Below are 12405 nucleotides of genomic sequence, written 5' to 3' on the forward strand. Positions count from 1 at the left end.
GATATAAAATGTATGAAGAAGAAATAATTCCAAGTGCCTCTTATTCCGCTACTATTCATGATATAGAGTGGGAGAGAGTAAATTTAAAACTAGAAGGACTAATTGCTGGAGACATAGATATAAGTTACAAATTTTATTTAAAACGGAGGAATGAGGATTTCACTATTCCAATAAAAAAAATTCAAATTAGTGGCCATTCATTTTATTTGGTATTAAATGTTTCCACATTAAATAAAGATGACCGTATTCCTGATGGTATATGGGATCTAATGATAGAAAATGAGTTTGGGGAAGTAACCAAAGTTTTACTTGCAGGAAACTTAACTTCTGAAGGTGAAAAAGAGTTCCATAACTGTTATGATAAAAATTTCAAGAGTGGTCCGAAACGTGAATACAAAGTGCATCCAATGTTTTATAAGAATAGTAGTAGCTTTTCTTTGGATGTACATTTCAAGTTCCCTATTCCTAAGACGAAAAAGCCTAAAAAGAGATCTCTGAAAAGGAGAATATCTGACCTCAGAATTAATTTGTATCAGTTTATTTTTGAATTCGCTAAGAAAAGAGTCAAAAAGAATGGTAGAAGGGTTTTGTTTACATCTGCTTCACGAGCGAGTATGGGGGGAAACCTAGGTGCAGTATATAATCGTATGGTAGAACGAGGATTAGACAAAGAATATTCTCTGAAAATGGCGTTTAAGTCCAACATATGGGGTAGAAGTAAATGGATAGATAAGTTTAAATTACCGTATTATCTTGGAATATCTGATTATATTTTGATAGAAGATTATCAACCAATGGTAAATAATATGAATTTTGATCAAGATACTGAGATTATTCAATTATGGCATGCCAATGGCGCTTTCAAAACGTTTGGTTACAGTCGCCTGGGTAAGCCTGCTTCACCACAGATTGATGGAATTAATCATCGAATCTATACAAAAGCAATTACAAGTTCAAAACATGTTATTCCTTATTATGCAGAAGCTTTTGCAATAGATGAAAGTAAAGTAGTGGCTACTGGTATACCCAAAACAGATATGTTTTTAAATGAAGTTTATAAAAAAAAGGCTATAGATAATGTTCTAAATGTTTTTCCTCAACTTAATACAGATAAAAAGATAATATTATTTGGGCCGACTTTTAGAGGAGGGGGTCCAAAGACAGCATATTATCCAATGACAAAAATTGATTTTCATGCTTTAGCAGATTATTGCAGAAAAAATAATGCTATAGTCGTTTTTAAGTTGCATTTCTTGGTAAAGAATAAATTACAGGTACCGGAAGAATATACTGATGTATTAATTAATGCGACCGACTATAGAGAAATTAATGATATTCTTTTTATCGCTGATGTATTAATAACAGATTATTCTTCTACGATTTATGAATATTCTTTATTAAATAAGCCGATGTTATTTTATGCATTTGATCTAGAAGAATATATTGCAACAAGAGATTTTTATGATGATTTTAAGGATTTTGTGCCGGGGAAAATTGTTAAGAATTTTGATGAATTGTTAACTGCATTAGAAAATAATGATTATGAATTTGAAAAAGTTGAGGTTTTCAGAAATAAAAACTTTGAATTTCTTGATGCTGGAGCATCGGATAGAGTTATAGATTGGCTTATTTTGAAAAAGGATCAGTAAAGTGTGGAGGGGAACCTTTATGGTATTCCTTTAAATAGGCAAGTAGTTGTTATTATTTGAGATAAAAGCATAATTAATTGATGAGAGAGTTATGGAAGGGATTGAGGAAGATTTCTTACGTAATTTATGATGAAGAAATTAATTCAATAAAAACTAATAGTGACCCAACTATTGAACAATATTTGTTTTTAGCAACAAGCATAGAGAACTTAGAGGCTTCACAAATAAATAATATAATTTCACTGTATAATAGTTACAGAGTACCTATAAAGGTTTTATTTCTAAATTATGATAAAGATTTTGATCAAAAGGTAAAATCCTTAGAAGAAAAATGGAATTTAGATTTTAGCAGTGTATTTGTTAACATGTACCGGTTCTATAGAAGTAGCGGTATAAAGAATAATTTGAAAATAAAGCCTATTTATTCTGAGATTGATGAACCTGGATTCTCATGTTTTGAACAAAGTGGAGAAAGTAACGTTTATTTATATTATGACAATTTACGAAATCAATATGGTGATTATAAAAAGAAAACTTTTAACGATGAAAATATCCTGAGGTCAATTGAGTATTTTGACGAAGAGACTAACCTAAAAAAAATCGAAGAATTTGATGAGCTAGGCTATTTACAAAGAAGTGTACATTTTAGATCGGGTAAAGTGTGGAAAGAAATGTTTTTTGATGTAAATGGCGATTGTTTTCTTACAAAAATGAAGAATTTCAAATCTAAAAAGAATAAATTGCAAATCACTTTATTCAATAGAATCGAAAAAATTGCTTATAAATTTAATAATGTAAAAGAACTTCGCTATGTTTTTTTGGATGAATTTGTTGATAACAAAATGACTATTATTGCTAGTAATGAGCCGAATGATTTTATAGAGAACTATTATAATGAATATGTATATAAAGTTTGTTTTATAAAAGATGAAATATCAATAGATTCAATAAATAGAGATTGTTTGTCATTATATGATGGAGTATTTTTTTCAACAAAATTAAAGAAAGATAATGTAATAAACAAATATGGTAAACGAAATAATTTATTTGTTATTCCACCGTTTTTTACAAACATAGATAAAGTTTCAGAATTTAGTGTTTCAAGAAATTATAAGCATGTATTAATTAGACTTAGAGAAATAGATTCAATGCAATTAGAACAAGTTATCCGCGCCTTTAGAATAACAGTTGATAAAGTCCCATCGGCAAGACTAACTATTTATGGTCTAGAAATGTTAGATGAAAGAAGTGAAGAATTAGTTAAGAGTTTGGAGCTTAATAATAATATAGTATTGATTAGTGAAGAAGATGAGGATATAAATTATATTTATAAACTATCTGGATTTTCTTTATCACTTGCAGAAACTCAATATTCTACCCTAGACGTAGTTCAAAGCCTTAGTAATGGCTGTCCCGTAGTCGCTTATAATAATAGCAGTGAACTTGTGGAAATTATTAAAAATGGAATGAATGGTTATTTGGTTAAATCCGGATCAATAAGTGGATTAGGAAATAAAATTGTAGAATTATTATTAAAGCCAGAAATGGTTGATAGAATGTCTGAAGAAGCTATTAATGCCTCATATCAATATACTGAGACAAACTTTTTTGAAAAGTTTAATTATGCAATGAAAGAAATAGTTAGGAATTTTAAATATCGTACTAACATAACAGATATGTTAGTTTATATGTTAGACTCAGGATGGCGAAAAGAAAAGGAATACTTTATAAAAAATAGGGTGACTCTTACAGGGGTTACAAATGATTTAAGTGAGCCACGTCTCTATATGCAGCTTTTTAACAGAAATAACAATAAGATTGTTATTATAAATACCAATGTTAATAAAGTAAATAATAATATTTTTGAGAGCTCGGGTTCTATTAATTTTCCAAGCTTAGACCTTTCTCAGGGTATTTGGGATGTAGCTATGTGTCTTGAGTGGGGAAATAGCTTTTTTAAGAAAAGAGTTGGACATTTTAAAGCAGATGTTTCTGAAATTAGCACGATTGATGTTCTAGTAAATAATCGAGTAATTACTCCTTACTTTACTGAAAAAGGGGATAATTTGAGTTTTAAAGTGGGCAGATTTATTACAGATGAAGATTAGCTTATTGAATTTGAAAGGAGTTTAAATATTTAACGCTTTGGATGGGGAAATATTCAATTAAACGAAAGTGATTAAAGAAGTTAAGTCAAATAATATTAATAACGGTGGGGATTTATAAATGAAAATAACTATTGCAGTTCCTGTTTATAATAGAGAGGCTACACTAAAAAGTTGTTTGGATTCACTTATTAATCAAACTATGAATTCGGAGGAGTATGAAATCATCTGCGTTGATGATTGTTCCAATGATAAAAGCTTAGAAATATTAAATGAATATAAAGAAAAGTATAATAATTTAAGAATCATAGTGAGGGAAAATAACTCTGGAGGGGCTAGTGAGCCAAGAAATGATGCTATTAAGGAGGCTAATGGGGAGTATATATTTTTTGTTGACTCAGATGATTATATTGGAGAAGAGTCGTTAGAACGAATGTATAAATTTGCTTCTGGAAATAACACTGATGTACTTGTGATAAAAACTCGTGGCGTTAATGGACGCGGCGCTGCAAAGTCAATGTTTAAGAATGGAAATATTGAACAAGCTGAAATCATAGAAAATAGATTGTGCTATACGTTAGGACCAGTAAAAATGTTTAAAAGATCATTTTTAGAAAAAAATGATATATTTTTTCCCACAGATATTAAAGTTAAAGAAGACCAAATATTTATGATGCAGGCATATACTTTAGCTAGTGTAATTTCTATTTTGGCAGACTATGATTACTACTATGCCGTTAAACATGATGGTAATCATTTAGGACCTATCATTATGCCACTTGATATTGAATTAAAGAGAATAGCAAGGGTAATTGATGTAATAGAGGAGGGAATTCAAAATATAAATTATAGAAATAAAGTAAAAGCAGAATATTTTAATAGAATATTAACATCTGATTGGACTAGCTTTTTCTATGAGAGGAAGGGTTGGTCATATGAACAGAAGAAAAGTTGGATGAATCTCTTTAGTGATTATTTAAACAATAGTATCGATCGTAAAGTTGATGAATATATACTTAATCAATATAAATACAAAATAAAATGCTTCAGGGAAAATGACTTGGATAAATTAATTAAATTAAGCTCTTTTGAAAAAAATATTTCTATGAATGATATTGTAAGAGTTGAAAATGGACTAATATTAGCAAGGTATGCAGAAGAGAATAAAAATAATTCTTTTGAAGAGGAAATAAAATAGTAGTTAATCATTTAGATTCAACAAGTTATTTTATTGATACTTTGGAGTTTAAGAAAAACAGTTTTAGAATTACTGGACAAATTTCTCATAAATTATTACCAGGTCATGGTCAAAGTATAACACTCTTATTAAGGCATAGAACTAATAATAAGATGCAAATATTTAGTGTCAATAATAGTATTTTTAATTATGGCTTTGATTTTACCATATTTTATAAGGAATTTGTATTCGATGAAAGTACTATTGGAGTTTGGGATGTATTTATTCTTTCAGATTATAACGGTTATGTAGTTGAGAAAAGAATAGGTTCCCAGAGAAATGGTGATTATAAAAATGTCTTGGGAAAGGTTGTCTTTTCGTCCTTTGGTCAATATTTTTCCGCTAAACCATACTTCACTACACCGTATGGTAACCTATCATTTGATACATGTCTTATAGAAGTTTGAACTGGTACAGTTGTTTAATTTATTGCAATATTGACGTCTTTGAATCCCCGTTATTAAGATGTAAAATGAAATTAGGTTTTTAAATTTTCTTAAACACCTTATTAAAAGTAGGATGAAAAGGAAATCCAAAGTTCTTTTGAGTTGGATAAATATTGTTAAAATAATCTTTGTTATTATTAAAAAAGAGGATTGAACTTTTCGTTCAATCCTCGTATAATGAATACTGTACTTTTCATTACATTGAATTTTATTAGGTCATCTTTCTAGCTAACTAGTTAAAAGGAGTGATCTATTTTGAAAAAAATATTTAGAAATGTTTTGAATAGCCTTAATGCACATCTCGTCTATGAAAATAGGAAGTTGTCGTTAGAGGCTATTCATTTTGTTCATTGCAAACGTCGCTTTGAAGTTTTTATGAATAAAATAAAATATGATTTGGTTTTGATGCAAAATGCTTAGAGAACTAGTGATTGAACTTTACTTGTTTATGTTTAAATGTATATTTAATTTCTTAAAGGTGTTTCGTTTGCAGGACAAAGTGACTTTTGTTGTTTCTTTCCCACAGAATAGTGTGCCTCTTTATAAAGAAATGACTCAACATAACATTCCTGTAGAAGCTGTTTTTTTATCGAAAACATCTTGTGCCGACGTATTAGAAAAGCAAACAGGTCATAATGTAATTTGTTTCGAAACATCGAATGTGATAGATATGCTACGTTCCATTTATCATTTGGCCACTTCGAAACATGTCGTGATTGATAATTATTTTGGATTTTTAGCTGCGATTCAATTTAAGCCAGAAGTAAAGTGTGTACAATTATGGCATGCAGTGGGAGCTATTAAAACATTTGGTTTTAAAGATAAGTCAATCAAACATCGTTCTGAGCGCGCAAGAGAACGTTTTGAGAAGGTGTATAATAAGTTCGATAAAGTAGTGGTCGGTTCGGAAGCCCTTGCTCATATTTTTATGGAGGCTTTTCATTTACCAGCTGATAAAATATTGAGAACTGGGGTGCCAAGAACGGATTTCTTTTATGATGTCTTGTCAAAGCAAAAAGTGGTGACAGCATTATATAAAAAGCATCCTGAACTTACGGATAAAAAAGTCATCCTATATGCCCCAACCTATAGAGATCAGGAACTCAATGGGTTTAAGCTGAAGTTAGATATTGAAGATATGTACAAACAGTTAAAGGATGATTATGTTCTATTGTTGAAATTGCATCCAGCCATAAAATTGTCATTAGCATTAGATAATAAATTCGATGGTTTTGTATATGATTTCTCAGGCTATCCTGATATTAATGAGTTGTTATTAATTACCGATGTTCTTATTACGGACTATTCCTCGATTCCCTATGAATTTTCATTATTAAATAAGCCAATGATATTTTTCCCTTATGATTTGGAAGAATATACAAGAGATCGTGGACTTTGGGGTTCGTATCATGAGTTAGTCCCAGGTCCAGTTGTTTACGATTCATCTGATATACCAAGGATAATAAAACAGAATAAATTTGACTACAATAGGATTCAAGAGTACTGTAACAAATGGAATTTTTATTCAAAAGGGAATTCAAGTGAAAATCTTGTGAACACTATGTTTGGTAAAGAAGTTCTTACTGTTGCACAAGAGGCACACAATTAATTATTAATTATAAGTAATTGACGTTAGACCGCTCTAACTTTAAAATAGGTTGAGCGGTTATTTGTTTATAATTTTAAATGCATACTTTTTTAAATTTGTAAAACTAACTGAAATTCTTTTTGCTTATATCAGTTCAATCGTTCACATGGTATAATTAAAAAGGATTTTGTCGATTAATTGCGATTTGGAAGTGAAAAAATGACAAGTTCAGTCGTTGTAAAAAACGTAACAAAACGTTATAAATTGTATGGGAAAAATTCTGAAAAGATCATAGATGTTTTTACGGGCAATCAAGGTGAAGAATTTCTAGCTCTTAAGGATGTGAGTTTTACAGCTGAAAAAGGCGATGTAATTGGTATTATTGGTGTAAATGGATCCGGGAAATCGACACTTTCTAATATCATTTCTGGAGTAATTCCTCCGACTGAGGGAACTGTGAAATCTAAAGGGAAGACAGCATTGATAGCGATTGCATCCGGTTTGAATAATGAATTAACAGGAAGAGAAAACATTGAATTAAAATGTTTGATGTTAGGCTTTAGCAAGAAGGAAATTCGCGAATTGGAACCGGAAATCATTGAATTTGCTGAAATAGGGAAGTTCATTGATCAACCGGTTAAATCTTATTCAAGTGGGATGAAATCACGCCTTGGTTTCGCTATTTCAGTAACAGTTGATCCTGATATTTTGGTTATAGATGAGGCCTTATCCGTCGGTGATCAGGCGTTTGCAGAAAAGTGTTTGGATAAAATGAATAGCTTTAAGGAACAAGGAAAAACGATTTTTTTTATTAGTCACTCGATTGGACAAGTTAAGCAATTCTGTGATAAAGCATTGTGGCTTGAAAATGGGACAGTCAGAGATTTTGGATTAATAGAGGAGATTGTTCCAAAATATCAGCAGTTTCTAAAGGAATATAAAATGATGACAGCTGAAGAAAAAAAAGCCTTTCAGCAGGGGAGATTAGGAAATAAAAGTAATGTGAAACAACAAGAGAGCGAAAATGGAAAGGTTACTGAAAGTGGTGCTGAATATTCCACTGATAAGGATGTAGAAAACATCCCATTAAGAACAAAAGAACGTCAAAAAAAGAGAAAGAATAAGCGTGGTAAGAAGAGTCTACTGATTATCATTGTATGTTTGCTAATCCTTATTATAGGAGGGATATTATTCAATTTGAATAATGGGTCCTTCGATAGCCTTAAGTCTATATTTAATCAAAGCAGTAAAGGTGATTCCAGCAAAGGGCTTAGCAGTGATAATAAAGCAAATAATAAGAAACAAGAAACTAAAGCGCAGCCTACCCAAGCAGAAATACAAGTGGCTGAAGATAAAAATGTTGAAATGGTTGTCGTGAATAAAAGTTTAGTTAATCTTCGTAGTAAGCCACAACTTACTAGTAATATTGTCGGAAGTGCTTCGTTAGGGGATGCCTTTACAATCTTGAAGAAACAAGCTGATGCTAATGAAGAGGACGTGACTTGGTTTAATATAACACTTTCTGATGGCTCCAAAGCTTGGATTAGTTCATCAGTAGTCAAGAAAGTGAATAGTTACAACCATGAGGTTGAAACCATGCCATCCGGTTTGAATGCCTTATTACAGGAAAGAAAACTTCCAACGACGTTAGAAGAATTATCAACACTATTTGATAGTCCTTTTGATGAAATTAGAAATGATTATGCAGATCAAGTGATCAATCAAAGTGAAAGTGATCAAGTCGAAACCTTGAAGCTCCAGTCAGCATCTTTAGTCGGAGAGAAGAATTCATTAAAAGAAATTGTCTTGAGTAGTATCAATCAAGATTATGATTTGAAAGCATGGAATGAAGAATTAGGGAATCCTGTTTTACAAAATCAATCTAATCCCGTGAGTATTTATTTTATAAATCAAATGGAGATCAAAATATATATTGATGCCAATAGTCAGTCTATCAATAAAATTAGTCTTTCAATGATTGGAAATTAGTTGTAATTAATACTTAGGATATAGAGAAGAAAGGAACACTTTATGGGTTCATTATTTACAGTTCTAAGAGAACAGATTAAAAGCTTTTATTTAATAAGAAGATTATCCTTTTATGAGATGAAGAGTGAGAATAATAATAATTATTTGGGGATTCTTTGGGAACTTATAAACCCGGCCATCCAGATTGCAGTCTATGCATTTGTATTTGGTTTTGGAATGCGGGGTGGACATAGAGGGGCAGTAGAAGGTTCCGATTTTGTCAGTTGGCTCATTGCTGGATTCGCCTTATGGTATTTTGTCAATCAAGCCATTTTGCAGGGATCAAAATCTGTCTATACAAGAATTAGAATGGTAGCAAAAATGAGTTTTCCCATAAGTGTGATCCCTACTTATGTTATTTTTTCTAAGTTTTATCAGCATCTTATGCTTTTGATTGTTGCCTTCATTTTTTTGCAGTTTACTGGGCATATACCTACAATACAGCTTATTCAATTACCCTATTTTATGTTTTCAACACTTGTTTTTTTAGTTGCTTTATCATTAATCACTTCAACACTCTCAACGGTGATACGTGATGTTCATATGCTCATTCAAGCGTTAATGAGAATGCTTTTATATTTAACGCCAGTTCTTTGGCTACCGGCTTTCACTGGTAAGTATGAGTTTATTATGTACATTATGAAATTAAATCCAATCTTTTATCTTGTTGAGGGCTATCGTTCAGCTTTGCTTGGTGGCCCTTCATGGTACATGTTAGAACATCTCGGGTATACGATTTACTTTTGGGTGGTAGTCATTATTTTATTCTTAGTCGGTTCAAAGGTTCATATAAAATTTAGGGATCGTTTTATAGACTTTTTATAGAAATTATAGTAAAGAAAAGGAGCTGCCGTAACAGCTCCTTTTTTTCATCTTAAAGAGTTGACTTTTTTGTTATGCTCATAATGATGAACTAAATCTTTTAACATTGTTAGAACATCGTCGCTTATTTCAGGATTTTCTAGGGCGAATGAACACACAGTTTGTAGAAAACCAAGTTTTTCACCCGTATCAAAACGTTGGCCATCCAAATTATAAGCATAAACATCTTCAATAGTATTTAACTTTTGAATAGCATCTGTGAGTTGAATTTCGCCTCCGTTACCAATTTCCTTTTCATCAAGAAAATCAAATATTTTTGGGGTGAGAACATAACGACCAATAATCGCTAAATTTGAGGGGGCGGTTCCTTGAACAGGTTTCTCAACAAATTTATTGACGGACACTAATCGGCCTGATGCCATGTCTTTTGGATCAATAATGCCATATCGATGGGTTTGATCTTTAGGGACCTCTTGAACACCAATAATTGATGAATGGGTGGCTTCATATTGGTTAATGAGTTGCTTAAGACCAGGGGTTTCTCCACGGAATATATCGTCACCAAGAAGCACAGCAAAAGGTTCATTTCCTATAAATTTTCTCGCACACCAGACAGCGTGACCCAGCCCTTTGGGTTCTTTTTGTCTAATATAGTGAATCTCTGCTAAATGAGATGATTTTTGTACAGCATTAAGCAGTGTATCTTTACCCTTTGCTTCTAGTGTATGCTCCAACTCTGGAGAATTATCAAAATGGTCCTCAATAGCTCGTTTATTACGCCCAGTCACTATAATAATATCTTCAATTCCAGAGGCAACAGCTTCTTCTACAATATATTGAATGGCGGGTGTGTCTACAATCGGCAACATTTCTTTTGGCATAGCTTTTGTGGCGGGTAGAAAGCGAGTACCGAGCCCAGCAGCAGGAATGATTGCTTTACGTATTTTTTTCAAAAAACTCACCTCAAGAATCTTATTGTTAAAACGAATAACTATGTATAGCAATAAATTTAAATTATATTATAGCTTAATTAATTCTTGATTAACAACCATATAGAACCATATAGATTATAAATTCCATTAATATGTCTATAATACACTTTGCTGAATTGAGGAATGAACTATATAATGAAAGGTAGAGTGAAATGACTAAAAGGATGTATAGTAAAGCCTATGAATGAACAACTAATAAAAGAGGATAATGTTCCCTTTGGCTCAGACATTGATGGACTTAAAGAAGAACACAGTAGACAAGGAACTTCTCTATCCTTAAGGACTATTCCGAAAAGGTTTTTTGCTGTTCTAAAAAAGAATACAATATTGCAGCGTCTGTATTACTTTCTTTTTAAGTTAATGGGAAAACTCCCTGTAAAGAAGAAGCTCATTATGCTTGAAAGTTATCTTGGAAAGCAATATAGCTGTAATCCAAGGGCTATTTATGAGTATATGCGCGCCTATTATCCGGAATATACGTTGGTATGGAGTGTGGATGCTGGCTATCTCCAGTTTTTTAAAGACAAGAATATTCCCTATGTTAAACGTTTTTCACTGCAATGGTTATTATCAATGACACGTGCAAGGTATTGGATTACGAATAGCCGCCTGCCATTGTTACTTCCTAAGCCTAGCCACACCACTTATATTCAGACATGGCATGGGACGCCTTTAAAGCGCTTGGCCTCTGATATGGAAGAGGTTCATATGGCGGGCATGACCACTCAAAAGTATAAGGACGATTTCCATGAGGAATCAAGTAAGTGGGATTATTTAATTTCTCCAAATGCTTACTCGTCTGAAATCTTTAAACGTGCTTTTAATTTCAATAAAAAACTTATTGAATCTGGTTATCCTAGAAATGATTATTTATTTCATGCTAATGATGATAAGGTTATCCGTAATCTTAAGAAAAATTGCGGCCTTCCAATGAATAAGAAGGTCATCTTATATGCACCCACTTGGCGGGATGATCAATTCTATGAAAGTGGGAAGTACAAATTTGATTTAGAATTGGATTTAAATAAAATGAGGGATACCTTAGGGGAAGATTATATTATTATGCTTAGAATGCATTATTTAGTGGCTGAAAATCTAGATCTATCCTCTTATAAAGGTTTTGCCTATGATTTCTCTAAATATGAAGATATAAGAGATTTGTATTTAATTGCTGATTTACTGATCACTGATTATTCCTCTGTTTTCTTTGACTACGGCATTCTTAAAAGACCGATGATCTTTTATGTCTATGATATCGAGACCTATCGTGATAAATTGCGTGGTTTTTACTTCGATTTTGAAAAGAAGGCACCTGGTCCACTTGTGAAAACGACAGAGGAAGTTATTCACACCATTAAAGCACTTGATCCAGATGAATTTAGTGGTTCTATACAGTTTAAGGAATTCTATGATCGTTTTTGTTATCTTGAAGATGGTTATGCTTCGAAAAGAGTGGTGGATAAGATATTTCAAAAAAATAAAGTACTTTAAAGCCCTGTTATAAATGGGGCTTTTTTGTGTGGTTTTTCACACAATGG

Annotated in this window: 8 protein-coding genes and 1 pseudogene; 8 read left to right on the forward strand and 1 reads right to left on the reverse strand. The window is 31.8% G+C overall.

From position 1 onward, the window contains the following. The first annotated feature begins 8 nt into the window (after window positions 1–8). The 7 genes from IEV91_RS03580 (at window position 9) to IEV91_RS03610 (ending at window position 9878) form a co-directional block, all read left to right on the forward strand. Window positions 9–1649 carry a CDP-glycerol glycerophosphotransferase family protein gene (locus tag IEV91_RS03580; protein WP_188496029.1) on the forward strand — a complete coding sequence of 547 codons (1641 nt, stop codon included), beginning with the start codon at window positions 9–11 and terminating at the stop codon, window positions 1647–1649. Window positions 1650–1729: 80 nt separating this feature from the next. Next, on the forward strand, window positions 1730–3757 hold the full coding sequence (locus IEV91_RS03585; RefSeq protein ID WP_204871339.1) for a glycosyltransferase: 2028 nt from the start codon (window positions 1730–1732) through the stop codon (window positions 3755–3757). Between the two features lie 118 nt (window positions 3758–3875). Further along, window positions 3876–4952, forward strand: coding sequence for a glycosyltransferase family 2 protein (locus IEV91_RS03590; RefSeq protein ID WP_188496031.1), 1077 nt, complete (start codon window positions 3876–3878; stop codon window positions 4950–4952). A 32-nt stretch (window positions 4953–4984) separates the two neighbouring features. Next, window positions 4985–5398 (forward strand): hypothetical protein, encoded by a 414-nt coding sequence (locus IEV91_RS22045; protein WP_505891281.1) that lies wholly within the window; start codon window positions 4985–4987, stop codon window positions 5396–5398. A gap of 517 nt (window positions 5399–5915) precedes the next feature. Beyond that, window positions 5916–7046, forward strand: a complete 1131-nt coding sequence (locus IEV91_RS03600; protein ID WP_229745386.1) for a CDP-glycerol glycerophosphotransferase family protein — start codon at window positions 5916–5918, stop codon at window positions 7044–7046. 198 nt (window positions 7047–7244) lie between these two features. Then, the gene (gene tagH, locus IEV91_RS03605) at window positions 7245–9014 is read left to right on the forward strand and encodes a teichoic acids export ABC transporter ATP-binding subunit TagH (RefSeq protein ID WP_188496034.1); all 1770 of its coding nucleotides are present in this window, start codon (window positions 7245–7247) and stop codon (window positions 9012–9014) included. Window positions 9015–9056: 42 nt separating this feature from the next. Next, window positions 9057–9878 (forward strand): ABC transporter permease, encoded by an 822-nt coding sequence (locus IEV91_RS03610; RefSeq protein ID WP_188496035.1) that lies wholly within the window; start codon window positions 9057–9059, stop codon window positions 9876–9878. Between the two features lie 44 nt (window positions 9879–9922). Here IEV91_RS03610 and galU read toward each other — a convergent pair whose 3' ends face one another. Beyond that, the gene (galU, locus tag IEV91_RS03615) at window positions 9923–10828 is read right to left on the reverse strand and encodes a UTP--glucose-1-phosphate uridylyltransferase GalU (protein ID WP_188496036.1); all 906 of its coding nucleotides are present in this window, start codon (window positions 10826–10828) and stop codon (window positions 9923–9925) included. Window positions 10829–11158: 330 nt separating this feature from the next. Between galU and IEV91_RS03620 the strand changes: the two are divergent. Then, window positions 11159–12358 (forward strand): annotated as a pseudogene (locus tag IEV91_RS03620) (CDP-glycerol glycerophosphotransferase family protein); the annotation flags it as partial. Window positions 12359–12405 lie beyond the last annotated feature (47 nt).

The organism is Pullulanibacillus pueri, assembly GCF_014639255.1.
Classification (GTDB): Bacteria; Bacillota; Bacilli; order Bacillales; family Sporolactobacillaceae; genus Pullulanibacillus; species Pullulanibacillus pueri.

Coding starts and splice junctions, on each gene's coding strand:
- IEV91_RS03610 (WP_188496035.1), top strand. CDS start 9,057: ATGGGTTCATTATTTACAGTTCTAAGAGAACAGATTAAAAGCTTTTAT.
- IEV91_RS03585 (WP_204871339.1), top strand. CDS start 1,730: ATGAGAGAGTTATGGAAGGGATTGAGGAAGATTTCTTACGTAATTTAT.
- IEV91_RS03590 (WP_188496031.1), top strand. CDS start 3,876: ATGAAAATAACTATTGCAGTTCCTGTTTATAATAGAGAGGCTACACTA.
- IEV91_RS03580 (WP_188496029.1), top strand. CDS start 9: ATGTATGAAGAAGAAATAATTCCAAGTGCCTCTTATTCCGCTACTATT.
- tagH (WP_188496034.1), top strand. CDS start 7,245: ATGACAAGTTCAGTCGTTGTAAAAAACGTAACAAAACGTTATAAATTG.